This window comes from Acinetobacter sp. CAU_H_78 (assembly GCF_058599365.1).
Window position 1 is genome coordinate 587,376 of sequence record NZ_CM178652.1, and the last position, 24,737, is coordinate 612,112.

A 24,737-nucleotide genomic window follows, 5' to 3' on the forward strand; every position below is an offset into this window, starting at 1 on the left:
AATTCATTATAAAAATAGAGGAGTAAATTACAATTGAAATAAAAATCATATAAAATTTAATGGTTTACTTTGGATTTTAATTTTTAACTTGTACTTTTTAATTATGTGATGCATTTATCTTTTTATTTAAGGATATGTGAAGTAATTTTGTGATTATTTTTGATCTATAATCTCACCTTAAGCTAAAATATGTAACAAAATATTTTGAATGTATTATGGAGCTAATTAGGTAAAACTTTCAGTTAAAAAAAATAGATTCACTTTATTCCTTGATAAGTTTAAAGAATAAAAAAAGCCAATATCTCATTGGCTTTTAGTAAAACTGAATTTTTGAGGTTGAAGTATTTATGCAAATACGCGTAATACTGCTTCAATCAGTACCCAAAGAATCGCAAGCGCAACTACTGGCTCAACGATTTTTGCCCAGGTTGGTGCTTCTACAACAGCAACTTCTTCAACATCATGATGCTGGATATTTTGGTGAACCATTTGGCTAAACTCCTTCATTGATGCTTCTAATGATAGCTCTTCTTCATGAATTGGTTTAGAGCCTTTGAGTTCTGTTAGGTTATTTGTTGTCCAAACCCAATCATCTGCCTGTCCAGACAAATGTTCAATTTGTCCTTTCAGCAGCTCTTGGATACTGGTCTGATTATGATTGCCAGTATCATGTAACTGCTTCAATTCAGTCAGCTGAAAATGGAAAATTTCAGACGTGAGCTGTTCCAGCTCAGGTTTTGGTAAAGTTGACTTGTTTTCCACTCGGGTAGTCAGGTGACGGGCAATTTCCAGAATATAGAGTTCATCTGGGTGTTTGATTTCATTATAAATTTTTTGCGGATTATTGCGCCATTCGCTAATCAGTTTGCCTAAAGTGAGAGCATTGATTTCTGAAATATATTTACGTTTTTCTTCTTTTGTATAGCCTTGTAGAAGCTCAGGCTTTTGAGTTTCTATCTGTTCAACAAAATATTGTACTAAATCAAAAGCCATTCACTTACTCCATTATTTTTAATCTAATAACCTTAGGGTTGGTTTTTTCTTTGCGGGTTCAGGCTGTTCTTCAGTGCTTGATTTTAAAGCATCTTCATCATTTTGTGTATGCTCATATTCATTTGGATCAAAGAATAATCCCTGACCGTTTTCACGTGCATAGACCCCGAGAACTGCTGCCATCGGTACATAGATATCACGTGATACGCCACCAAAACGTGCTGAGAAGGTGATGGCTTCATTATCCATATTCAGCGCATGAACTGCATGCGGCACAATATTCAGGACAATTTGGCCATCTTTAATAAACTGCTCGGGTACCATGGTATTTGGACGTGTAGCATCGACTAGCAGATAAGGCGTCATATTGTTATCGCAAATCCACTCATAGATTGCACGTGCCATATAGGGACGGGTAGGACTTAAGTTGAATTCTTGTTCAGACATGATGTTTCTCTACAGGTTTGATTTGCTCTTGGTAGCGGTTTTTTTCCTGCAAAGTCATGGATTTTGCAAATGCAGGACGGCTAAAAACTCGCTGGCAATATAAATAAATTGGACGACATTGTTGTCGAGGTAATTCTACTCCCATGCTTTTAAGTCGAATGAAAATGGGAGCCAGCATGCAATCCAAGATGCTGAATTGTTCCGACATAAAGTAAGGGAAATGCTGGAACAGGGGCGTTAATGAAATCAGGATATCATGCAACTGTTTCTGAGCCTTCACTTTGGCTGCAGCATCCAAGGTATCTGGGTGGCATAGCATGATATCGGCCAGTTTGAGCCAGTCATTTTCAAAACGCCAGATATATTGCCGCTGTTCCGCACGTGGCATCGGTGCATCTGCATAGAGCTTGTTCTGGCGGTAACGATCGTCAATATATTCGGAAATGATGCTGGTATTGAATAATTTTAAATCATTTTCAATCAGCATGGGCAGCTGGTTATAAGGATTGAGGCTAGCCAGATCTTCATCATCGCTATCGACCAGGATCAGGTTATATTTAATCTGCTTTTCGGCAAGTACGTAGCGAATCCAATGTGAACGAAAGTCATCGGCATGGCTATATAAGGTGAGTCCTTGAAGTGGCGTGCTTTCGACTGACATAAATCCTGATTAAGTTCTAATGAATAGACTAGGATACTAAAAATCAACCTAAAAAGCACGAAGCATAAAAAGCCAATTGAACTAAGGCGGGGGTAGAGTAGAGAAAAAAATGAAAGGAGCAGAACAACATGATCATGAATTTTGGCTTAATCATTCTGTTTATTATCATCGGTGTTGCGAATTATTATCTGACCAAGTCCTTCTGGTGTCATGAAGGAGTGTGGGGTAAGGATGTGCATGAACAATGACCATAAAAATAATATTAAGTGGTCATTTTCAAGTCATAAAAAACCCTGGAATAAACCAGGGTTTTTTGTCCGATTCGGTAAACGAATTAACGTTTAGAGAATTGAGGACGTTTACGAGCTTTACGTAAACCAAGTTTCTTACGTTCAACTTCACGAGCATCACGAGTAACGAAACCAGCTTGACGAAGAGCAGGTTTAAGAGTTTCGTCAGAAGCGATCAGTGCACGAGTAATACCGTGACGGATAGCGCCTGCTTGACCACCGATACCACCACCAGCAACAGTGATGTAAAGGTCATATTTCTCAGTTGCTTCAAGAAGCTCTAGAGGTTGACGAACAACCATACGAGCAGTCTCACGACCGAAGTATTGTTCTAAAGAACGGTTGTTGATTACGAGTTTACCAGTACCAGCAGATAGGAAAACACGTGCAGTTGCGGTCTTACGGCGACCTGTACCATAGTTAGTAGCCATGTGCTGTATCCCTTAGATGTCCAAAACTTGTGGCTGTTGAGCAGTATGTGGATGCTCAGTACCAGCGTACACTTTCATTTTTTTGATCATTGCATAACCAAGAGGACCTTTTGGCAACATGCCTTTTACAGCGCGTTGGAAAATTTCTTCTGGTTTGTGAGCAACTAATTTTTCAAAATTAGTTTCACGAATACCACCAGGGAAACCAGTATGGCGATAGTATTTCTTGTCAAGTGATTTGTTACCAGTCACTTGAACTTGCTCAGCATTGATAACAACGATGTAATCACCAGTGTCAACGTGAGGAGTATAAGAAGTTTTATGCTTACCGCGTAAACGACGAGCGATTTCAGTCGCGAGACGACCTAAAGTTTTGCCAGAAGCATCAACAACGTACCAGTCGTGTTGAACTTCAGCTGGCTTAGCGCTGAGAGTTTTCATTAAACCACTACCTATTATAGTTGGTTTGGACTATGGAAGCTGTCCAAACAAAAGGAGACCGAATTCTACCCGAAAGCCGGGAGAACCACAATGAAAATATAAAATTTCAAGTGCTGTATTTTACAACGTCTTTCAATGAATGACCAGTAGGATTTTTAGCCTATAAACTACATATTATTAATCATTAAATAATAAAACGGACCTAAGACTATAGGTGCATCTTTGTATGAGTGGATTCACCTGTTTTTTAATATGTATTTCTTTAGTAAGTAGCCTGTCTTCGTTTCTACCTAGGTTTGTCTTCTAAACTTGAGACAATCTTCCTTGAAAATGGCAAAAGCTAAACATGTCGAGTGTTGAGATGATTGCCTGAAACTCTTTATACGGTTCATTGACGTCAGTCCGATTTTATCTTTCTTTAATATAATGAGAAATGTACATTATTATTTGAATAAACATCATCTAAACCTTTATCTAAAACTTTCCTTATGAAATTTGTACTAAAATAAGGACAATTGATAATACAGAAGAAAGTCATGCTGCCTTTATATATTACCAGTGGTGAACCTGCCGGAATTGGTCCAGACATTTGCCTGAGTCTGGCGGATCGTATTGATGAGCGTCCATTGGTAGTACTTGCCGATAAGGAAATGCTCCGTCAACGGGCGCAGCAGTTAAAACTTCTGGTTGAACTGATTGAATATACAGGGCAAACGACTTCTTCAGAAAAAGGTCAGCTTTATGTTGAGCACGTGCCTTTAAAAGAACCGGTAGTACTAGGTCAGCTAAATAGCCATAATGCCGCTTATGTACTGGAGCAGCTACGTCGTTCAGCCAAATATGCCATGTCAGGCAAAAGTGTCGGGGTCGCTACAGCACCGGTACAGAAGTCAGTCATCAATGATGCTGGCATTCATTTCAGTGGTCATACCGAGTATTACCAGGAATTTGCGGGTGTGCCTCGCGTGGTGATGATGCTAGCGACCAAAACCTTGCGCGTGGCTTTGGCAACCACACACCTTCCACTGCGTGCAGTTGCTGATGCGATTACTCCGGAACGCCTGCATCAGGTGATTGATATCCTGATTCATGACCTGAAATCCAAATTCAAAATTGAACATCCGCATATTCTGGTCTGTGGTTTAAATCCACATGCGGGTGAGGGTGGTTATCTGGGTATGGAAGAGATTGAAGTGATCAATCCTGTGCTGGAAACTTATCGTGCGCAAGGTATCAATATGAGCCTGAGCCTACCTGCAGATACTTTATTTACTCCTGAAAACTTGAAAGATGCCGATGCTGTTCTGGCGATGTATCACGATCAGGGCTTACCTGTGTTAAAATCTCAGGGCTTTGGTGAAGCCATCAATATTACTTTGGGCTTACCGTTTATCCGAACTTCTGTCGATCATGGCACAGCACTCTCCCTCGCAGGTACAGGCCTTGCGAAAAGCTCAAGCTTACATGTGGCTGTGGATTTGGCGCTGGATTTAGCGCGTCAATGATCTCGTCTTTATTACACGTTGGAAATGTCTATGTATCAGATTAATGCCTTAAACCCAAAAGATGAAGGGCATCACACGCGTAAGCGTTTTGGTCAAAACTTCTTACATGACCAACGTGTCATTGCTAAAATTGTGCGTTCGGTAAATCCGCGTGCAGGCGAAAATATTGTTGAAATTGGTCCGGGCCTGGCTGCTTTAACATCGCCTTTAATTGGTGAATGTGATGCCTTGACTGTACTTGAGTTGGACCGTGACTTGGCCGCTGGTTTGCCGGGTCGTGTGCCGCATCCTGAACGTTTAACCATTATTGAAACGGATGCACTGAAATACGATTTCACCAATTTGTTTGAAGAAGGTCGTCCGTTACGTGTAGTTGGAAACCTGCCTTATAACATTTCGACACCACTGTTGTTCCATCTCCTGGAATTTGGTGACAAAGTGAAAGACATGCATTTCATGCTGCAAAAAGAGGTGGTCGATCGTATTACAGCTTCACCGAACACCAAAGAATATGGTCGTTTGTCGGTGATGATCCAGTATTACTGCAAACCGACTTTTCTGTTTGAAGTGCCGCCAGGTTCTTTTAATCCGCCACCAAAAGTGACATCTGCCGTGTTCCGTTTGGAGCCATATGATGTAAAACCGATCGTGGCAAAAAATGAAAAAGCTTTGGCTCGTCTGGTATCGCATGTATTTACCCAGCGCCGTAAGACTTTGCGTAATAGCCTGAAAGGGATGCTGGTTGAAGATGGTTTTGAAAAGGCAGGTGTGGATCCAATGGCACGTCCAGAGACACTGACACTTGCCCAATTTGTGGCTTTATCTGATCAAATGGTAGCTTAAAAATAATGACCCGCACTGTTCGATATAATTATGTGATTGGTGATGTGCAAGGCTGTTTTGAAGCCTTGAAGGCATTGCTGAAAGAAATCCGCTTTGATCCTGATCAGGACTTTGTCTGGTTTGCTGGTGATCTGGTGGCTAGAGGGGAAAACTCACTGGGTGCATTACGCTTCATTAAAAAGCTTGTCGATAATGGTGTAGCGGCAACAGTGCTGGGTAATCATGATCTGACTCTTTTGGCTTATGCACGTGGTATCAAGCCGATTAAAGACAAGGACAATGTCCGTGATGTGATTGATGCGATCGACAGTGATGAGTTAATTGACTGGATTCGTAAACAGCCGATGTGTCTGTTCCCGAATGAACAGACGGTACTGACCCATGCCGGTATTCCCAATATCTGGGATGCAGCCAAGACGGCTGAATTGGCTAAAGAAGTAGAAGCCATTATTGCCCATGATGATTTTGAGGTGGTGGATACTTTCTTAAAGGAAATGTTTGGGAAAGAGCCTACACTCTGGTCAGATGAATTAGAAGGTCATGAGCGTACACGCTGTATCGTGAATTACCTGACCCGGATGCGTTTAACTGATGCAGAAGGGCGTCTGGAATATAGTTTTAAAGATTCACTGGATGATCCGATGCCAGAAGGTTTTAAGCCCTGGTTTGAATTTGAATCGAAAACTGCAGCAACCCATCAAATTGTATTTGGACACTGGGCCGCCTTACAGGGTAAAACCATTTCTGGGCGAATTCAGAATGTCGATGGTGGCTGTGTCTGGGGTAATCAGTTGATGGCTTATCGACTGGAAGACCAGCAAATGTTTGCCGTCGATAATCCGGTATTTTAAAATATTCGAAGCTCAAAAAAGCCACGTTGAACGTGGCTTTTTTATTGTGCTGATGATTAGTCTGCGCGAATCCAGGTCTGGTTGCGGCCCAGAACTGAAACACCCACACTGGCACGTAGCGTTAAACGCTTGCCGGTATTGTTTAGACGAACCTTGGCATCATAAATTTTACCTGCCAATGGATCAATGACACGACCTTTTTCATAATTTTTGGTGCCTTCAACGTGTTTCAGGCCTTTTAGAATAGTCATGCCTAAAATCGGTTGATCGGTATAAGGGGCTGGACATTTATTACATTTTTCGCGTGGTGTATAACCTGGACGTGGCGTGATTTTCACAATCTTGCCTGAGTAAGTATTATTCGCTTCTTTTTCGATGACAATGATGGCTTTTGCTGCTCCAGTTTTATCATCAATTTGTTTCCAGGTTCCGCTAATATCTTGAGCCCACAGGTTCATCATGAATCCTGTAGTCAATGTGGCAAGGAATATCTTCTTTAACATATCCATCATTCCAAAGAATTTTTGATTATTGCTCGCTCATGTTAGGAAGATTGCACAAATAGTCAATAAATAATTAAAAATCATGGAATTAAATTTATAAAAAAAGCTGCCTGTTTGGCAGCTTTGAGAAAAAGTGTGAACTTATTCCTGACGAATCCAGGTCTGGCTACGACCCAGAGCAGAAATACCCACATAACCGCGTAGAGTTAAACGTTTGCCGTTGCTGCTTAGACGAACCTTGGCATCGTAGATTTTACCTGCCAATGGATCAATCACACGACCTTTTTCATAATTCACGCTATCACCAACCTGTTTTAAACCTGTCAGTACGTCCATCCCCAGGATCGGCTGATTGGTATAAGGTGCCGGACATTTATTACAGGTTTTTTGCGGCGTATAGCCTGGACGAGGCGTTACTTTGACAATCTTGCCGACATAAGTACCATTGCTGTCCTGACGGATTTCAATCAGTGCTTTTGGTGAACCAGTCTTATCATCAATTTGTTGCCATGTCCCGGTCAAGTCTTGTGCATAAATGGTCCCAGTCATGAATGTAGCAATGAGCATTAATCCTAATTTAGATTTATTCATTTATATTTATCCTTTTTTCATAGATGAAACAAACTATCCCAAACACAAGCGTGTGGTTTTTTAATTTTGGCTGATTTTAGAGTAATGAGCGTTGCAGATCGCTCGGTCAATCTGCTTTAAGCTTGTTGATTCCCCATGACAGAAATCTGTCGATGTTAATTGCTTTGTTGCTGAATTTTCAGTAAAAGCAGAGAAATTCAGTAAGATCTTTAACCTGGTAATGTCTTGCATTCTATCTCCTTATATTGCGCATCAAAATCCGTTTGATGCTAAGCTTGTTAAAGCAAATGAATCTAATATTTATATGCATGTTTTATATTGTATAAAAAAGCATCTGTCTAATATTGATACAACTTAATGCATGAAAATGCAAGCTTCTGTGCACTAAGTCATGAATTAATCTTGTTTAATCCAGGTCTGGCTGCGTCCCAAGGCTGACACACCCACATAACCACGTAGGGTTAGACGTTTGCCATTGGCACTTAATTTAGCTTTGGTGTTGTAAATATTGCCAGATAAAGGATCAATCAGTTTGCCTTGAGAGAAATTATTGTTACCTGCATCCTTTAAGCCGGTGAGTACATCCAGGCCAAGAATCGGTTTATTGGTATAAGGTGCAGGGCAGGAAACACAGGTTTCGCGCGGTGTGTAGCCAGGACGAGGCGTAATCTTGGTAATTTTGGCGGTATAAACACCATTTGAAGTTTCACGAATTTCCAGAATCGCTTTGGCTGATCCTGTTTTATCGTCAATACTTCTCCAGGTACCTGAAATATCGGAAGCGAAAGCCAGATGACTGAAAAAGGTCAGGGCTAAAACGGAGAATAATTGAACCTTTTTCATAGGTCTGTTCCTGAGTGAAAAATTCTTTATTTCCCTATAGTAAGAATAGTTTCATTCAGAAACAAACGTTAAATATTGATTGATGAGTCACATTTTTTGCAGATAAAGTATAAAAGTTGGCAACCAGATCGCAGTAAAAACGGCATTCACTGCCATGCCAAACGCAGCATAACGTCCGGCAACACTACCACGCTGCCAGGCTTGAGCTGTACCAATCGCATGTGCTGCTAGACCTAGAGCCAGACCTGAAGCACGCTCATCATTGATATGTCGTAAAATAAATGGTGAAAATGCTGCACCAATTACGCCAGACAGAATAACAATCAGAATGGCCAGACTAACAGGTGCCTCCAGTAAGGTCGCAATATTAATTGCAATTGGTGTTGTGACTGCACGGGTGGCAAAGGCCATGATGTCGCCAGAAGACATATGTAGCAAATAGGCGAGACCCATCGGTAAGGCGACCGCGCTGATACTGGCAAAAACGAGAATCCCGACAATGGCTTTCAGTGGCAGATCATCATAACGCATGGCGGCTAGCGGAATCGCCAGTGCAACCGTGACATAACCGAGCAGATGGTTGAACAGTGGATTGACTTCATCCATATAATGTTCATAAGGAATACCGAGCACCAGCAAAATCACCAGCACCAGGAACATGCTAAACACAATTACTGGAATTTGCGGAATAACACGATTGCAAGGTTTAGCAAGCAGATAAGCAATTAAGGTAATCGCAAAGCCATAAAGAACAGAAAACATGTGCGACTCCTATAACCAGCGTTTTGCCATTTTGGCGTAGATCCAAAGAGGGAGCAGAGTGCTCAGGCATAACACCAGCATAAAGGCTGGAATTTTTTGTCCCATATGCATCAGCATAATTAGCGCGCCTGCACTAATTGGTAAAAAAGCGAAGGCACTTTCTTTCATCAGCTTGTTATTGGTATCCACCAGACGCGCTGGAATTTTGCCAAAATAGCGCCAGGCAAATAAGGTGACTAGCAGGCTGATGAGTCCGACCAAGTTGCCCAGTTCAGGGTGATCTAGCTGGCTCATTAGCCAGACTGAAGCTTCACGAAATACAATAATTAAGAGGAGAGTGCCGATCCATGCTGACCAGTCAATATGTTTTATCCAGTTCATTGGTGATGTCATTTAAAAGTTTACTTATCAAGTTTTACTCGATCTTACGCTGGATTTCAAACTCTTCAAGTGGACGCTGGAATTGAAGTGCTTGAGATCCCAGAATTTCTTCTATCGGTAAATGTGCCTGTTTGATTAGTTGTTCCAGCTTCGGAGGCGCAATCCGCACATCGATATGTAACTGACCTTCATCATCATAATGTTCGGACTGAATCACGTTCAGCGCATAAAGTTGATTGCGCAGTTTGCCATAGGCAGGTTTCAATACCAGTTCAAAGTGCTGAACCTGACCCATTAATGCTTCATGCACTGCTTTGCGTAATAGATCCAGCCCTTCACCACTATGTGCTGAAACATAGACCCGTTCAGGCTGACCGGGCTGGCGGTAAATGATTTTGGCATCTTCACCGCTACAGTCGATTTTATTATAAACCCTTAGAACCGGAACATCGGCACCAATTTCCTTGAGCACCTTTTCAACGGCTTCAATTTGTTCAAGCATTTCCGGACTGCTGGAATCGATCACATGCAAGAGCAGGGTTGCTTCAACGGTTTCTTCCAGAGTTGCTTTAAAAGATTCGACCAGTGAGTGCGAAAGATTACGCACAAAGCCTACCGTATCTGCCAGTACCAGATTACCAACGCCGTCCCATTGCAGGCGTCTTAAAGTAGGGTCCAGAGTCGCAAATAGTTGGTCAGCTGCATAAACCTCACTATCGGCCAGAATATTGAATAAGGTAGATTTCCCCGCATTGGTATAACCTACTAAAGACACGGTTGGAACAGCCGCTTTTTGGCGTGCAACACGGCCCTGAATACGGGTTTGACGGACTTTTTCTATTTTGGCTTTAAGCTGTCCCATGCGGATACGCAATAAACGGCGATCTGTTTCTAGTAAAGTTTCACCTGGACCGCGCAGACCGATCCCACCTTTCTGGCTATCCAGATTGGTGCGGCTACGAACCAGTCGTGAAGACAGATGCTGTAACTGTGCCAGTTCAACTTGCAGTTTCCCTTCATAGGTACGGGCACGCTGCGCAAAGATATCGAGGATGAGTTCGGTACGATCGACCACCCGGCAATGCACCACATTTTCTAGGTTACGTGCCTGGGCAGGTGTCAGCGCATGATCGAAGATGACCAGATTGGCATCCAGTTCTTTGACCCGTTCAGCAATTTCTTCTGCTTTTCCTGAACCCACAAAGAATTTGGCGTCTGGTTTTAAGCGTTGAACAAAGAGATGTTCCAGAATTTCGGCATTTGCAGATTGAGCTAATAGATGAAACTCTTCAGCATCAAGGTCATCCAGCATTTGTACGCTCACACTGACCAGTATGACGCGTTCTTTTCCCTGATGTTGCTCAAAATATTCCACTCAGGCCAATCTCCAGTTGAAAACTTCATTTTAGTTGAAAATGAACTTTACAGATACTGAAATAGCGGGCTTTGTTTTAGAGTGCCGTGACAAACAGTTGTGCAAGTGTTACGAGCAACACCGTATATAACAGGGTGCCACCCAAGATATAGCTTAATACTTTTAAGGGTCGAATCATCTCAGCTGATTTCACTGTTTCATCTTGCATGATGAGCATCCTTTTTTAATCTAATATTTCGATTGATTTATTTTATTTAATTCATTTAATGAATTTAAATTGAAAATATAGATGTACTTGGTCGTTTTTTATTATCAATGCAAGTTGGACATGAACAGTATAAAATGGGTTTAATTCGTGGATATTCCCTGTATCTTGTTTAGGATTTAGTGATCTTTTTATGAACTCGACTGTACAAAATCAATCACCTGAGATACAAGGTTTTGCAAAATTCTTTCTTTATACAAGAAAAACGACTTCTGCATTAGCAGCCATCAGCCAGGGGTTTTATCTGGTTTACCGTCATGGTTTGTATAAAGACCCGAATAACCCGAACAATACCCGATATGTGCAATACTTCTGTCGCCAGTTGTGCAAGGTATTTAATATCGAGGTTCAGGTCCATGGCGTGATTCCACGTGAGCCTGCATTATGGGTGAGCAATCATGTGTCCTGGCTGGATATCGCCGTTTTAGGTTCAGGCGCGCGGGTGTTTTTTCTGGCCAAAGCTGAAATTGAAAATTGGCCAATTTTAGGCAAGCTGGCTAAAGGTGGTGGCACCTTATTTATCAAGCGTGGTTCAGGAGATTCGGTCCGAATCCGTGAACAGATTACCGATTTTTTAAAGCAGAATATTCCAGTCCTGTTTTTTCCTGAAGCGACCACATCTGATGGACGCTCAATTAAAAAAATTTATGGACGTATTCTCGGTGCGGCGATTGAAGCGCAACGTCCGGTACAAATCTGCCTGATCTGTTATGTGAATCAGCAGGGCGAACTGGATATGGTGGCACCTTTTATTGGGAATATCAGTTTTGCCAAACATGTACAGAATGTTCTGGAAATGCCTAAAGTAACAGCTCATCTGATGGCCTTGCCGGCAATTGCGACCGAAGGGCATACAGTAGAAAGTCTGACTGCACTGGTGCATGAAAATATGCTGGAGGGTTTGCAAAGGTTGCAAGCCAAAGTTTTAAAAAAGCCTCATTAAGAGGCTTTTTTATTAGAAATACTCAGAGATATTCATTACATAAAACCTTCGATCGGGAGTATCGACAGGAATTTTATTGAGGCTTTTTGATACCACTTCATTCCCGGCTCTTTTTTAAAGGTCTTCGTTTCACCTTTGGCATTGCGGATTTTCCAGTTAATGTTCTGGTTGGCATCCAGAACCAGCTTATAGGCATACTTGCTTAAGTTTTTGTCCATGGTTTCGTGTACTGCACGGGCCAGATTAGGACTATTTAGCAATACGCCAATTTCAGTATTCAAATAAGCTGAGCGTGGATCGAAATTAAAAGAACCAATAAATACCTGTTTCTGGTCAATGGCCATCAATTTGGCATGCAGGCTGGAACGGCTCAGGCCTTTTAAGCTGACCTTCGCTTTTTGTGCCAGCTCTTCAGTATTGGCATTCAGGTTGTCGGCATCTGGCGCGGCCAAAAACTCATAAAGTTTTACATCATTTTCCAGTAGTTCCTGACGATATTTGGCATAAAAGGCATGGACCAGTGGCACGTCATTGGCCTTATAGGAATTGGTCAGTACTCGCACTTTGACATCTTCTGAAGCTAGTTTCTTGAGACGTTCTGCGCCCTGTTTTTCCGGTACAAAATAGGCCGACACGATATCCACACTTTCTTCCGGTTTTTCCAGATGTTGTAATAACTGGAAGTTCAAGTGATCTTCAGTTTTAGCTTTCGACTTGATCTTACTTGGTGGATCTTTGACGACTTCAGCTTCTACCCAATCAAGTTGAATGTTGTGTTCCAGCCATTTATCGAAGGCTTGGGAGCGATTGGCCAGATTCAGGTAGTTCTGGATTGCAGTATCATGGCTATATTCTTCCAGCTGCTGTTTTAGGCTCGGGAAACGGAGTCCGTGATGACGAGGATTAACAATCTGACGAACTGGATAGGCATAATCATCATTCCAGTATTCATCAAAAGAATGAATAATTTCATCAGAAGCGGCACCGACCAGCATTACATCTACATCAGAAAACTGATAACTGTCACTAACGTTATAATACTGGTTACTCATGTTACGGCCGCCAATCAGGGCAATCTGATTATCGGCAATAAAGCTTTTGTTATGCATGCGGCGGTTGATCCGTTTTAGATCCAGCAGCATATCCATGGCACGGTATTTACGGAAACGGTAGGGGTTATACAGTTTGACCTCAATATTCTGATGCTGATCCAGAGCTAGATAAATGCCTTCCATTTTCTTGGCATTGTTATCATCCATCAATAAACGGACTTTTACGCCACGGTCTGCTGCCTGAATGAGGGCATGCAGAGCCAGTGCACCAATACGGTCGTTATCCCAGATGTAATATTGCAGATCCAGACTGCGTTCCGCTTTATTAATCAGCTGGATACGTGCAGCGAGTGCTTCGAGCGGATCTGGAAGCACATGATAACCGGTCAGGCCAATATTCTGCTGACGTAAAGGCTCAATAATCTGGGCCAGACTGGTTTGCGAGGTATCCGTTTCAAATGCCATCCGGCTAGGCTGTTCGGTTTGCGGAGGCAGCGTACTGCAAGCAGGAATGCCGAGTACCAGGCTGCAGCTCAGTAAAATGCCAGCTTTATAGCGGTAAGCTTTTGATAAGCCAGAGGGTTTTGAATGAGCGGAAGCATGGGGAGCATTTACCATAAACATTAAAGACTGAAAAATTTGGATTGAGTATAATTGCCAGCTATGAAAAGATAAATATAAAGCCACTAATCAGCTCCTCGACTCGACAAGGCAAATCTATGTGGGATACCAGTTCCGTACTTTTTTATTTTTATCTAGGCATGGCCATTCTTGCCGTTTGGGCAGTGTATCAGGCCTGGTCGAGTCAGTCGCGTACAGAAACCATTCATCCCTTTAAAGCGTTTTGTCACCTGCTGGCTTTCTATCTGGCCTATTTGCTGATTCCGCTGGTGTTCTTCAGTATTTATGCAGGATGGATGGGCTACTATTCGATTCATGAGTCTATTTTTATTTTCGTGATTAGTGCCGTACTCAGTTATGCACGTTTTATCGAGCCGCATTTGATTCGGGTCGAAACCACACCTTATCAAATCAATCCTCAACAGAAACTTAAAAAACCGGTACGGATTGCCCTGATTGCAGATTTACATATTGGCCTGTTTTCCGGACATGAACGTCAGCTAAGACAGATTGTACATAAGCTGAACCATCTGAAACCGGACTTGGTGGTGGTTGCAGGGGACTGGACCTATGAACCGGAAAATAAACTGGCACAGGAGCTGGCGGTCTTGAAAGAAATTCATGCGCCGGTATATTCGGTGACAGGGAATCATGATGAACAGTATCCTGGCCCTCCGATTCAGGAATTGCTTCGTTATGCGCTGGAAGTGAATCAGGTCATGGATATTGAAGGGCAGATTGTTGAGTTTGATGAATTTCGTCTGCTCGGGGTAGGAGATCTTTGGGCTGGAAAAACCGATATGCGCGCAATGCCGGATCTGCCTCAAGACAAACCTTGGGTGATTCTGTCACATAATCCAGATACCGTGGATATGGTGCCGAAATTGCCAACACGACCACTGATGCTTTCTGGGCATACGCATGGCGGACAGGTCGAGTTACCTTGGCTGACGGATTATGTGATGAAAAAGGTTTCCATTCTGGGCCATAAAAAAGGTCTATACCGGCATGAACATGCAGATGTATTTGTGACTGTGGGAACTGGCATGGTAGGGGTACCATTTCGTTTTCGCGTACCACCAACCATTGATATTATCGAATTGGTCTAAAAAACTGATTTATTCACTGCTGTTAAAGCAGTAACCAGAGCACAATAATAATCAGTAAAATAACGGCTGCGGTGATCCAGATTTTCTTTTCAATCTCACGGCCGGGCACACGTTTGCCGACTTGCTGTGCAGCCACCTCAGTATCTTTAGCGATGCTCAGGTTGGGGTGATCTGGAACTTCCAAAGGTGTAGTTACCACCGGAATATTTTCATCTGCATCATCAGTAAAGCGTGGGCCAATATTGCCTTTATTGTCTCGATTCAGCGCCAGATCATGCTCACGGACAATTTCATCAATGACCTGTATCGCCTGTGATTCATCTAAAGCTGTATGCGTCCGGATATAGCGAATGGCTTCCAGTTTTTTATCATCCTCTAGCAGAATCACAATATCTACCAGCTGTTCTTGAGTAAGTTGCTCAATAAGATCCTGCATCACTTTGCCTCATTCTCTGGCTTAATTTATTTGATTGTTCCCGAAATATCCGCAAAGAAGTAGCAAGTTTTTGTTGTGAAATCATAAAAAAGCCAGCATGAACTGCTGGCTTTGATTGAGATGACTTAATCTGTCAAGATCCTTAGATCTGATTGTTTACATCATCATTTTTAGTTTCACGGATCAGCAAGAATGCAAGCAATGACAGGATAGATGCTGCTGTGAGGTAATAACCTACTGCAGACAAGCCATAAGTTGTTGCCAGTTTTGTTGCAATCAATGGCGCGAAAGATGCACCAAAAATACCTGCCAGGTTAAAGGTCAGGGCAGAACCGGTATAACGTACTGAAGTCGGGAAGATTTCAGACAATACAGTACCAATCGGACCATAAGTTAGACCCATGATCGCTAGGCCGATACATAAGAAGAAGAACACAACCAGCGTACTGCCTGATTCAAGCATATCGGCAAAGAAAATACCGAAAATAGCAGAGACCACACATACTGCGATTGAAGTTGTCTTACGACCGAATTTTTCTGCAAGAACTGCTGAAAGTGGAATGAACGCGGCAAAGCACAGAGTTGCAACTAACTGTAGCTGAAGGAATTCTTCACGTGTATAGCCGAGCTGTTTGGTACCCCATTGTAACGCGAATACAGTCGTCAGGTAGAACACTACGAATGTACAAATCGCAGCGATGGTACCCAATACCAGCATTTTAGAATGCTTTTTGAATACTTCGAAAAAGGGTACATTCACTTCTTTCTGCTTTTTCAACACGTTCTGGAATGCAGGAGTTTCATGCAATTTCAAGCGAATCCATAAACCCATAATCACCAGTAGGGCACTAGAGATAAATGGAATACGCCAGCCCCATTGCATGAACTCTGCTTCAGACATGAATGCGCCAAGCGTCAAGAATGAACCTGTTGCCAGAATGAAGCCAATTGGTGCACCAAGTTGCGGGAACATACCGTACCAGGCACGTTTGCCTTCTGGCGCATTTTCAGTTGCCAGTAGAACCGCACCTGACCATTCACCACCTAAACCAAGGCCTTGACCTAAACGGCAAAGGGCCAGCAATAATGGCGCAGCAATACCGATTTGTGCATAAGTTGGCAATAAACCGATGGCAACGGTAGAAAGACCCATGGTCAACAAGGCCGCGACCAGTGTCGCTTTACGTCCGATCCGGTCTCCCAGATGACCAAAGAGTGCAGCACCGATTGGACGGGCAATAAAGGCAATCGCAAAGGTTGCCAGCGACTGAATAGTCGCAGTCATAGGATCTGTACTTGTAGGGAAGAACAGATAAGGGAAAATAATAACGGCAGCTGTGGCATAAATATAGAAATCGAAGAACTCGATTGTAGTGCCTACTAAACTTGCTGTTAAAACACGAAATTTTGAATTGGTTGCTGTAGTTTCTGTTACAGCGATAGAATCTGAAGACGCCATGAATAACCTTACACTTACTAAAAATAAAAAACTTAGTTTTAAAAGCGTAATCTTTTTAAAAAAGGCGTAATTTTTTAAAAAAACAACTGCAATCTTCTCGTTTCAACTCGCTCAGGGTCACTGAAATGGAGAAATGAGATGATTAAATCACGTAAAGATAGATAGACAGAAAATGTGATCCTGCGCCTATCAATACAAAAATGTGCCAGATAGCGTGGGTATATCTTACTCTTTTTAAAGCGTAAAACAATGCACCTACAGTGTATGCTAAGCCACCAATGATCAGAAAGGTTAAAGATTGAGCACTTAAGTACTGCTGCATATCGTCCATAACTAGTAGTGCAAGCCATCCCATGACCAGATAAGCGACCAAAGAAAGTTTCTGGAAACGGTTGATGAAAATGAACTTGAATAGTGTTCCAAGTACAGCAATCACCCACAAAGCAATCAGTAAATACTGCGCTTTGGCTGTTGGAATCGCAATCGACAGAAACGGAGTATAGGTACCTGCAATCAGGTAGTAAATTGCCGTATGATCAACTTTTTTGTAAAAATAGCGTCGGTCTGCAGCAGTGGACATATGGTAGAGCATCGAAGCGGAAAATAGCAGAATCATGCTGAAAGCATAAACCCAAAGGCCGATCCATTGTCCTGTACTCAAATAAGAGCCTTTAATAATCAATAAAATACCAGCAATCAAAGCCAGCGCAGCACCGAGGCCATGACTAATATAATTAATCCGTTCCTCATTGTGATCATAATCTGGAACTAGGGGAGCATTCTGCATGATTGTCATTCTTTTTAAATATACACTTGTATAATAATTCAATTTTGCTTTTAAGTTAAGAACAATTAAACTTGAGCAGCAATTCATATCAGGTTTTTCTTATGTCGACATCGACTTCTCTCTCGGTTCAGGAACAACAATTCTTGGAGGCTTTTCAGCAAGCCTTTGAAACTGATTATTTTGATCGTCTGATCTTGAGTCAGTATAAAGGTGAACTTGAACAATTGGAGAAAATGACCTTTAGAGTCATTTCGCTCAATGAGCAGAAAGTCTTGAGCTGTGTCTATCGATACAAGACTCAGGATGTCACCAAAAACTATCCCTTGAATGAAGCCTTGACTCAAGTAACGGAATTATTGGCCTGTTGCAAGCAAGCTAACCTGTTTACCGATCAGGAAGAATTACAGCTGAAGAAAAATAAGAAAAAGGCCATGCTGACACGAAGTAAAGCTAAACCAGTCTCTACAAAAGCAAAAGCCGAACAAGGCCATGACCGGATCAAGCAGCGTTATGTCGATCAGGACAGTGTATTTCTACGGCATTTAGGAATTACCGATCAGCAAGGCCAGATCATTCCGAGCATGGCGCGTAAGTGGAAACAGATTAATAAATTTGTCGAGATTTTCTCAGGCGCACTGGCTCAAATCCAGCCGCAGGAACAAGGATTACGTATCGTTGATTTTGGTTCAGGTAAGGGATATTTAACCTGTGCGCTGTATGACTATATGCAAAAACATGGCCAGACGCCGTATGTCACCGGCGTAGAGCTAAATCCGAAAATGGTCGAGTTCTGTCAGAATGTTGCACAGCAATCCGGTTTTAATCAGCTGGATTTCTTCCAGGGTGATGTGCGTACCTATGAACCGGAACGCCTCGATGTGATGATCGCTCTGCATGCCTGTGATGTAGCGACCGATTTTGCGATCCATAGCGGTATTCGCCTGAATGCACAGATCATCATGTGTGCTCCATGTTGTCATAAAGAGTTAAGACCGCAATTACAGAGTCCGAAAGTGCTGTCGCCAATGTTGCAGTTTGGCATCCATGCTGGGCAGCAAGCCGAAATGCTGACGGACACGATTCGTGCCTCATTGCTTAAGGCCTATGGTTATGAAACCAAGGTCTTTGAATTTGTGGCCCTAGAACACACCAGTAAAAATAAAATGATTCTGGCGACCAAACGGAAGGATTATGAACAGCCAGACCAGGCTGTTCTCGCCCAGATTCAGGCATTGAAAGAGATGTATGGGATTCAAAAACATTCACTAGAATTGTTATTGAATAACCAGTGGGATCAGCAGGGAATTGGTTCTAAATGCTAGACAATAAAAATCTTAAAATCATGTCAGGCAGCTGGGATGAATTAGCCCAAGATGCCAGAGTGATACGTGAAGCCGTTTTTATTCAGGAACAGCATATTGCTCCCGAAGATGAATGGGATGCTGAGGATGCAATCTCCACGCATTTTGTGGCTTATTTACAGGATCAACCCGTTGCGACTGCACGCTTATTAAAGAATCATAGTATTGGTCGTGTAGCTGTATTGCGGTTGGCACGTGGTATGGGCATCGGCCAAAACATCATGCAGGCTGTGATTGATCAGGCCAAGGCAGAGCAACGTGAATTCGTAAAGCTTTCTTCACAGGTACATGCGATTGGTTTTTATCAGAACTTGGGTTTTGACGTGCAGGGTGAAGAATATCTGGATTGTGGCATTCCACATATAGATATGTATCTCAGCTTAAAAAGCTAGAAAATAAAAAAGCGAGGAAAACCTCGCTTTTTTTTAAATTTGATATTGGAACTACTTAGTGGCCATGAGTGGTATTTTCGTCATGGCTAGCATTGTCCATCTGTGCATGTTCTTCAGCAGACATATTATGCTCTTCCGCACTCGTCTCATGAGCCTGATGAGATGATGGTGTAGCCTGACGAGCTTCACGGTCAGCCTGTGCTTTGGCTAAGGCTTCTGGGGACATCGCAGGTGCATTCTTAAATGCATACTGCTGGGTATTTTCTTTCTTTTGCTGGCTTGGCATGTAGTCTGGTTCATTGCTGACTGCAAGCCAGAAAAACAACATGAATAATCCACCTAAAATACAGAAGATAATCAGTGCTTTCCAACCCCAAGGTGATTTTTCAGGTGAACTGTGATCAGTCATATGCATGTACCCATCGTGGATGTCTAACTCATGTAACTTTATAACATAAATTGCTTGGAAAGCAGATCAAAATGTATCATTGAGAGAGAATATCAGGCTTAGAAATTCTATGGCGTTGAAATAAAAAAGAGGAGTCAAGCCATTGCTGTCCCACAATTTTTCACAAGAGGAAGCTCAAATGAGCTTCCTCTTGTTTTATGGGTATTTTATCGGGTGAAAATAAAGCTTTTAAAGTTCTTCTTTCAAACAAATTCACTTGAATTATTCTGAGTAAACGTTGAACTGTCCAACCTGTTTTTCCTAAATGTTGAGCGAAACTCACCAATAAATAGGCGATCATCGCAATCCAGATTTGTGTCTGAATTGCGTTCCTGCTGCGGCCTAGAAACGCTTTTAATTTGAGATTCTGCTTAATCGCCTTAAAGAACAGCTCAACTTTCCAACGATCTTTATAAATCGCCGCAATGGTGGAGGCGGCTAAATGAAAGTTATTGCTGAGAAAGTTAAAGTGCTTGCCACTTTGCTGATCTCTATATTCAATTCTTCTTAACACTGGGGCTTTTCTTTTTAGGGCATGTGCGCTATTCAGCTGAATGGTTTCATCTTTTAGAATACCTTTGGATTCAAGCACTGGATGTTGCTGGATCACCTGATACACAGATTTAGGCCTAAAACGTGTGACAAATCCAATGTTTTGAGCAGTCAGATTTGCATACCATTGGTAATCGACATAGCCTTTATCAAAAACTACAATGCTGCCAGCAGGAAACTGGAATTTGCGGCCTTGTACCATGTCATTTTCTTTGCCATTTTCAACTGCAACAAACTCAGGAATATCATTGCTGTGATTCAATCCTATACTGAGTTTCATGCTGGCTTTTGAGTCGTGAACTTTGGCCCATTCACATAAGGAAAGCGACAGGTCAATATGACTGGCATCCAAGGAATACAAGGGATTCTTAAAGCGAAATTTATGAGCGACTTTTGAGTGTTCATAGTATTTAAGCAACTTGTAAAATAGCTGTTGATACAAGGCAGCAGGCTGCTGCTCATTGATTCGTGCCAGCGTGCTTCGGGGAATAGACTTTGCTCCGAGATGACTTAGCTTTTCCTGTTGGCACTCCAAATTGGATTGAATATCTCTCAGACTTTGCCTACAAGAGAATTGAGACATCAATATGGCAATAAACTGATCCCACCGGGAAGCTGCTCTAAATTTCTGTCCAACATGGTGTACTTTAGCAAGTTGTTCAAAATCCTGTCGCACAACAGGTTTAATTAGCTCATGAAATACGGTATTCTGATGTGACAAAACCTGAATCCTGGTCGTTAAAGTGTTTGTTTGCACTCATATTTTAACTGTTAGGACTCAGGTTTTTTTATTTAAAGTAAACTATGGGACAGCAGTGGGAGTCAAGCTCCTCTTTTTTTTAGATTCAGTTTTTAAAAGCGCTGACCTTCAGCAACTTTCTGTTTGAGTAACTGTGGCGCTTTGAAACGTTCGCCATATTTATGTTCCAGGATTTCAGCACGATTCAAGGCCTTGGTTAAACCATACTGGTTCAAGAACTGCACAGCACCTCCCGTCCAGGCAGCAAAACCAATTCCAAAGATTGAACCAATATTGGCATCGACCACTGACTCCAGCACACCTTCTTCCAGACAGCGTACGGTATCCAGCGCTTGAACAAACAGGAAGCGGTCTATCATTTCCTGTTCAGAAATATCCACTTCTTTATACCAGTGCTCCAAGCCAGACCACAGCTGCTTTTTGCCACCTTCAGGATAATCATAAAAACCTGCACCAGCAGCTTTGCCTTTACGGTTAAACTCATGAATCATGGTTTGTATCACGGCATCCGCATCGGTGCTTGGACGTTCTTTGCCTTGTGCAGCCAGAGCCTTACGGCTTTCTGCAGCCACATGCTCAGAAAGTGTTAGAGAGACTTCATCCTGAATAGCAAGTGGTCCGACTGGCATACCGGCTTTCAGCGCAGCCATTTCGATACGGGCTGGATGCACACCTTCGGCAAGCAAACGTAATCCTTCCTGTACAAAGGTACCAAAGACACGGCTAGTAAAGAAGCCACGACTGTCATTCACTACAATCGGTAGCTTGCCAATCTGCTGCACAAAGTCAAATGCCTTGGCCAGTGTTTCTGCTGAAGTATTTTTCCCCTTAATGATCTCGACCAGTTGCATTTTGTCGACTGGGCTAAAGAAATGCAGACCGATAAAATTCGCCTGATTCTGAGAGGCTTGGGCCAAGTCACTGATGGGTAGAGTCGAGGTATTGGATGCCATTACACCGTTGGCTGATAAATATTGCTCTACTTCCTGAGTAACTTTGGCTTTGAGTTCCTGATTTTCAAATATTGCTTCAATGATCAGGTCACAACCTGCTAAATCTACTGCTTCTGTCGTGGTTTGAATCAGACTTAAAATCTGATCACGTCTTTCGGCTGTTAAGCGGCCTTGAGCCACTTTTTTATCCAGTAATTTCTGGCTATAGGCTTTGCCTTTTTCAGCAGCTTCGACCGAAATATCTTTCAGTACCACTTGAATGCCTTTGCTGGCAGTGACATAGGCAATACCTGCACCCATCATGCCTGCACCCAAAATACCTACTTTAGTGGCTTTCCATGGCGCAAAGTCTTTAGGACGACTGGCACCTGATTTAATGGCATTCATGCCATGCCAGAATGTACCGATCATGTTCTTGGAAATCTGGCCGGTAGCGAGATAGGTGAAATAACGCGACTCAATTCTTAGCGCAGTATCGACATCAACCTGAGCACCTTCAACCGCAGCGGAGAGAATAGATTCTGGTGCTGGATAACAACCCTTGGTTTTATCACGCAGCATCGCAGGAGCAATAGCCAGCATCTGCGCAACGGCAGGTGAAGAAGGAGAGCCCCCCGGAATTTTGTAACCTTTTACATCGAAAGGCTGTTGGGAGTGCGGATGTTGTTTAATCCAGGCTACAGATTTTTCAAGTAATTTATCTAGCGATTCAGCTGTGTCATGTATCAGTCCCAAAGACTTGGCTTTTTCTACACCGAACTGTTTGCCTTCCATCAGCAAAGCTAAGGCATTTTGCAGGCCTAGCAGACGAACCATACGGACAATACCACCACCGCCTGGCAGCAAGCCTAAAGTGACTTCAGGTAAACCAAACTTAGTCTTGGCATCATTCAGGGCAATACGATGATGGGCACATAAAGCGATTTCCCAACCACCACCGAGTGCGGTGCCATTTAAAGCTGCCACCACAGGAATGCCACGCGTTTCGATATAGCGTAATTTGGCTTTCATGTCTTCAATCATATTGAAGAATTCAGTGGCATGTTCAGGCGTCGCCTGAATCAGCTCATCCAGATCACCGCCAGCAAAGAATGTTTTTTTCGCTGAACGGAAAATAATTCCGGCAATCTGTTCATCAGCCTGTAACTGGGCAACGACTTCTTCCAGAGCCGCGCGAAAGTCGGCATTCATGGTATTGGCGGACTGGTTCGGAGAATCAAAGGTCAGAATGACAATATGATCTTCAGTTTTTTGATATTGAATTGCGCTCATGCTGATCTCCTTATACCAACTCAATAATGGTTGCGATGCCCATACCACCACCCACACACAGGGTGGCCAGTCCACGTTTCTTAGCTTGACGTTCCAGTTCATCCAGTAAAGTGCCTAGAATCATGGCACCGGTCGCACCAAGTGGATGTCCCATGGCAATGGCACCACCATTAACATTGACTTTGGCAGGATCAACTTTCATTTCATTGATAAAGCGCATCACCACAGCAGCGAAAGCTTCATTGACTTCAAACAGATCGATGTCATCAATGGTGAGTCCAGCTTTGGCTAAAGCCTTACGTGCAGCCGGGGCAGGGCCGGTCAGCATAATGGTTGGATCGGCACCAACCAGTGCCGTTGCCAATACCTTGGCGCGTGGCTTGAGATTTTGCTGTTGGACTGCCTGTTCGGAGGCAAGTAATACGACTGCTGCACCATCCACAATGCCTGAAGAATTACCCGCATGGTGTACATGGTTTACAGAGCCTACTTCCGGATATTTCAGTAGAGCGATAGCATCAAAGCCCATCTGGCCCATCGTTGCAAAACTTGGCTTTAATGCACTTAAGCCTTCTGCAGTTGTTGTCGGTTTAATGAATTCATCTTTGTCTAGAATCACGACGCCAGCTTTATCTTTCACTGGAATAATAGATTTATTGAAATGACCATTCGCTTGGGCTGCTGCCGCTTTCTTTTGTGATTGCTCGGCGAATTGATCTACATCTGTACGACTATAACCATCAATGGTCGCGATCAGGTCAGCCCCGATGCCTTGTGGAATAAAATCGCAAGCCATATTGGTTTCAGGATCTAATGCCCACGGGCCGCCATCAGAACCCATCGGAACGCGAGACATAGATTCAACACCACCCGCAACGACCAGATCTTCCCAGCCTGAACGGACTTTTTGTGCTGCCAGATTTATAGCTTCCAGACCCGAAGCACAGAAACGATTGATCTGTACGCCAGCCACATCATTGTCCCAGCCTGCGGCAATTGCAGCAGTTTTGGCAATGTCTGCACCCTGGTCCCCAATTGGAGTCACACAGCCCAGCACAATATCATCCACCTGAGATGTATCCAGGTTATGGCGTTCTTTCAGTTCATTTAAGAGCGTAGTCAGTAAACTAATTGGTTTAACTTCATGTAATGATCCGTCTTTTTTTCCCTTTCCGCGTGGCGTGCGAATGGCATCAATAATATAGGCCTCGCTCATACAATATCCTTTTCTTGCTTTACTGAAATTGTTCTAATGCTTCGAGTGTAATGATTAAATCTTGAAGTGCAATGACGAGAACGGACCAGATCATTTGAGCAATTTGGTCAGTCTTGATGGATTAAAAAGCAGGCATAAAAAAGCCCAAGTCTGGAGCTTGGGCTAGGGGCTTGTAGCGCTTAATAAACGATACT

General features: G+C 42.8%; 27 protein-coding genes. 7 read left to right on the plus strand and 20 right to left on the minus strand.

Annotated features, from left to right (window positions below; genetic code table 11):
• Positions 1 to 345: 345 nt before the first annotated feature.
• The 5 genes from AC4MCD_RS02875 to rplM all read right to left on the minus strand — a co-directional run bounded on the left by AC4MCD_RS02875 (position 346) and on the right by rplM (position 3,263).
• Positions 346 to 993, minus strand: a complete 648-nt coding sequence (locus AC4MCD_RS02875) for a hypothetical protein (protein WP_180015663.1) — start codon at positions 991 to 993, stop codon at positions 346 to 348.
• Positions 994 to 1,011: 18 nt separating this feature from the next.
• On the minus strand, positions 1,012 to 1,440 hold the full coding sequence (locus AC4MCD_RS02880) for a ClpXP protease specificity-enhancing factor (RefSeq protein ID WP_491876565.1): 429 nt from the start codon (positions 1,438 to 1,440) through the stop codon (positions 1,012 to 1,014).
• Positions 1,433 to 2,101 (minus strand): glutathione S-transferase N-terminal domain-containing protein, encoded by a 669-nt coding sequence (locus tag AC4MCD_RS02885; protein WP_491876566.1) that lies wholly within the window; start codon positions 2,099 to 2,101, stop codon positions 1,433 to 1,435. The genes AC4MCD_RS02880 and AC4MCD_RS02885 overlap by 8 nt, the downstream gene beginning before the upstream one ends.
• Before the next feature lie 334 nt (positions 2,102 to 2,435).
• Positions 2,436 to 2,822: a 30S ribosomal protein S9 gene (rpsI, locus tag AC4MCD_RS02890; RefSeq protein ID WP_004785251.1), complete on the minus strand. Its 387-nt coding sequence runs from the start codon at positions 2,820 to 2,822 to the stop codon at positions 2,436 to 2,438.
• Between the two features lie 12 nt (positions 2,823 to 2,834).
• Positions 2,835 to 3,263 carry a 50S ribosomal protein L13 gene (gene rplM / locus AC4MCD_RS02895; RefSeq protein WP_004785249.1) on the minus strand — a complete coding sequence of 143 codons (429 nt, stop codon included), beginning with the start codon at positions 3,261 to 3,263 and terminating at the stop codon, positions 2,835 to 2,837.
• Positions 3,264 to 3,799: 536 nt separating this feature from the next.
• Between rplM and pdxA the strand changes: the two genes are divergently transcribed.
• Genes pdxA through AC4MCD_RS02910 form a run of 3 tightly spaced genes read left to right on the plus strand, consistent with a single transcriptional unit; the run spans position 3,800 to position 6,462 of the window.
• On the plus strand, positions 3,800 to 4,768 hold the full coding sequence (gene pdxA, locus AC4MCD_RS02900) for a 4-hydroxythreonine-4-phosphate dehydrogenase PdxA (RefSeq protein WP_491876567.1): 969 nt from the start codon (positions 3,800 to 3,802) through the stop codon (positions 4,766 to 4,768).
• Positions 4,769 to 4,798: 30 nt separating this feature from the next.
• Positions 4,799 to 5,611 (plus strand): 16S rRNA (adenine(1518)-N(6)/adenine(1519)-N(6))-dimethyltransferase RsmA, encoded by an 813-nt coding sequence (gene rsmA, locus AC4MCD_RS02905; protein WP_159123656.1) that lies wholly within the window; start codon positions 4,799 to 4,801, stop codon positions 5,609 to 5,611.
• Between the two features lie 5 nt (positions 5,612 to 5,616).
• A complete protein-coding gene (locus AC4MCD_RS02910) occupies positions 5,617 to 6,462 on the plus strand; it encodes a symmetrical bis(5'-nucleosyl)-tetraphosphatase (RefSeq protein WP_104425779.1) in 846 nt (281 codons plus the stop codon).
• Between the two features lie 56 nt (positions 6,463 to 6,518).
• On the opposite strand, the gene AC4MCD_RS02915 is transcribed toward AC4MCD_RS02910, so the two are convergent.
• The 7 genes from AC4MCD_RS02915 to AC4MCD_RS02945 all read right to left on the minus strand — a co-directional run bounded on the left by AC4MCD_RS02915 (position 6,519) and on the right by AC4MCD_RS02945 (position 11,125).
• Positions 6,519 to 6,965: a DUF2147 domain-containing protein gene (locus AC4MCD_RS02915; RefSeq protein WP_491876568.1), complete on the minus strand. Its 447-nt coding sequence runs from the start codon at positions 6,963 to 6,965 to the stop codon at positions 6,519 to 6,521.
• Between the two features lie 141 nt (positions 6,966 to 7,106).
• Positions 7,107 to 7,556: a DUF2147 domain-containing protein gene (locus AC4MCD_RS02920; protein WP_491876569.1), complete on the minus strand. Its 450-nt coding sequence runs from the start codon at positions 7,554 to 7,556 to the stop codon at positions 7,107 to 7,109.
• A 396-nt stretch (positions 7,557 to 7,952) separates the two neighbouring features.
• Positions 7,953 to 8,399, minus strand: coding sequence for a DUF2147 domain-containing protein (locus AC4MCD_RS02925; protein WP_034704115.1), 447 nt, complete (start codon positions 8,397 to 8,399; stop codon positions 7,953 to 7,955).
• A gap of 87 nt (positions 8,400 to 8,486) precedes the next feature.
• Positions 8,487 to 9,161 (minus strand): LrgB family protein, encoded by a 675-nt coding sequence (locus AC4MCD_RS02930; protein WP_419364715.1) that lies wholly within the window; start codon positions 9,159 to 9,161, stop codon positions 8,487 to 8,489.
• Positions 9,162 to 9,170: 9 nt separating this feature from the next.
• Complete coding sequence (locus AC4MCD_RS02935) at positions 9,171 to 9,542, minus strand: hypothetical protein (RefSeq protein ID WP_491876570.1); 372 nt, start codon at positions 9,540 to 9,542, stop codon at positions 9,171 to 9,173.
• 34 nt (positions 9,543 to 9,576) lie between these two features.
• Positions 9,577 to 10,917 (minus strand): ribosome rescue GTPase HflX, encoded by a 1,341-nt coding sequence (gene hflX, locus AC4MCD_RS02940; RefSeq protein WP_491876571.1) that lies wholly within the window; start codon positions 10,915 to 10,917, stop codon positions 9,577 to 9,579.
• 76 nt (positions 10,918 to 10,993) lie between these two features.
• Positions 10,994 to 11,125 carry a hypothetical protein gene (locus tag AC4MCD_RS02945; RefSeq protein WP_257220898.1) on the minus strand — a complete coding sequence of 44 codons (132 nt, stop codon included), beginning with the start codon at positions 11,123 to 11,125 and terminating at the stop codon, positions 10,994 to 10,996.
• A 190-nt stretch (positions 11,126 to 11,315) separates the two neighbouring features.
• On the opposite strand from AC4MCD_RS02945, the gene AC4MCD_RS02950 reads away from it, so the two are divergent.
• Positions 11,316 to 12,125 (plus strand): lysophospholipid acyltransferase family protein, encoded by an 810-nt coding sequence (locus AC4MCD_RS02950; RefSeq protein WP_175968124.1) that lies wholly within the window; start codon positions 11,316 to 11,318, stop codon positions 12,123 to 12,125.
• A gap of 35 nt (positions 12,126 to 12,160) precedes the next feature.
• On the opposite strand, the gene AC4MCD_RS02955 is transcribed toward AC4MCD_RS02950, so the two are convergent.
• Positions 12,161 to 13,795, minus strand: coding sequence for a phospholipase D family protein (locus tag AC4MCD_RS02955; protein ID WP_419364748.1), 1,635 nt, complete (start codon positions 13,793 to 13,795; stop codon positions 12,161 to 12,163).
• Positions 13,796 to 13,896: 101 nt separating this feature from the next.
• Between AC4MCD_RS02955 and AC4MCD_RS02960 the strand changes: the two genes are divergently transcribed.
• A complete protein-coding gene (locus tag AC4MCD_RS02960; RefSeq protein WP_034704127.1) occupies positions 13,897 to 14,907 on the plus strand; it encodes a metallophosphoesterase in 1,011 nt (336 codons plus the stop codon).
• Positions 14,908 to 14,929: 22 nt separating this feature from the next.
• On the opposite strand, the gene AC4MCD_RS02965 is transcribed toward AC4MCD_RS02960, so the two are convergent.
• The 3 genes from AC4MCD_RS02965 to trhA all read right to left on the minus strand — a co-directional run bounded on the left by AC4MCD_RS02965 (position 14,930) and on the right by trhA (position 17,589).
• A complete protein-coding gene (locus AC4MCD_RS02965) occupies positions 14,930 to 15,343 on the minus strand; it encodes a hypothetical protein (RefSeq protein ID WP_491876572.1) in 414 nt (137 codons plus the stop codon).
• A 142-nt stretch (positions 15,344 to 15,485) separates the two neighbouring features.
• Entirely contained in the window at positions 15,486 to 16,802 is a 1,317-nt protein-coding gene (locus AC4MCD_RS02970; protein WP_180003873.1) for an MFS transporter, read from the minus strand.
• Positions 16,803 to 16,944: 142 nt separating this feature from the next.
• Positions 16,945 to 17,589, minus strand: coding sequence for a PAQR family membrane homeostasis protein TrhA (gene trhA / locus AC4MCD_RS02975; protein WP_034704133.1), 645 nt, complete (start codon positions 17,587 to 17,589; stop codon positions 16,945 to 16,947).
• 101 nt (positions 17,590 to 17,690) lie between these two features.
• Here trhA and AC4MCD_RS02980 point away from each other — a divergent pair, with 101 nt between their 5' ends.
• Together AC4MCD_RS02980 and AC4MCD_RS02985 are read left to right on the plus strand one after the other, a co-directional pair.
• Positions 17,691 to 18,911 (plus strand): class I SAM-dependent methyltransferase, encoded by a 1,221-nt coding sequence (locus AC4MCD_RS02980; protein ID WP_491876573.1) that lies wholly within the window; start codon positions 17,691 to 17,693, stop codon positions 18,909 to 18,911.
• Positions 18,905 to 19,342 (plus strand): GNAT family N-acetyltransferase, encoded by a 438-nt coding sequence (locus AC4MCD_RS02985; protein WP_419375264.1) that lies wholly within the window; start codon positions 18,905 to 18,907, stop codon positions 19,340 to 19,342. The genes AC4MCD_RS02980 and AC4MCD_RS02985 overlap by 7 nt, the downstream gene beginning before the upstream one ends.
• Positions 19,343 to 19,397: 55 nt before the next feature.
• On the opposite strand, the gene AC4MCD_RS02990 is transcribed toward AC4MCD_RS02985, so the two are convergent.
• The 4 genes from AC4MCD_RS02990 to AC4MCD_RS03005 form a co-directional block, all read right to left on the minus strand.
• A complete protein-coding gene (locus tag AC4MCD_RS02990; RefSeq protein WP_491876834.1) occupies positions 19,398 to 19,751 on the minus strand; it encodes a hypothetical protein in 354 nt (117 codons plus the stop codon).
• Between the two features lie 160 nt (positions 19,752 to 19,911).
• A complete protein-coding gene (locus tag AC4MCD_RS02995) occupies positions 19,912 to 21,063 on the minus strand; it encodes an IS4-like element ISAbe18 family transposase (protein ID WP_491876341.1) in 1,152 nt (383 codons plus the stop codon).
• 131 nt (positions 21,064 to 21,194) lie between these two features.
• Positions 21,195 to 23,327 (minus strand): 3-hydroxyacyl-CoA dehydrogenase NAD-binding domain-containing protein, encoded by a 2,133-nt coding sequence (locus tag AC4MCD_RS03000; protein WP_491876574.1) that lies wholly within the window; start codon positions 23,325 to 23,327, stop codon positions 21,195 to 21,197.
• A 10-nt stretch (positions 23,328 to 23,337) separates the two neighbouring features.
• Positions 23,338 to 24,543 carry an acetyl-CoA C-acetyltransferase gene (locus AC4MCD_RS03005; protein ID WP_491876575.1) on the minus strand — a complete coding sequence of 402 codons (1,206 nt, stop codon included), beginning with the start codon at positions 24,541 to 24,543 and terminating at the stop codon, positions 23,338 to 23,340.
• Positions 24,544 to 24,737 lie beyond the last annotated feature (194 nt).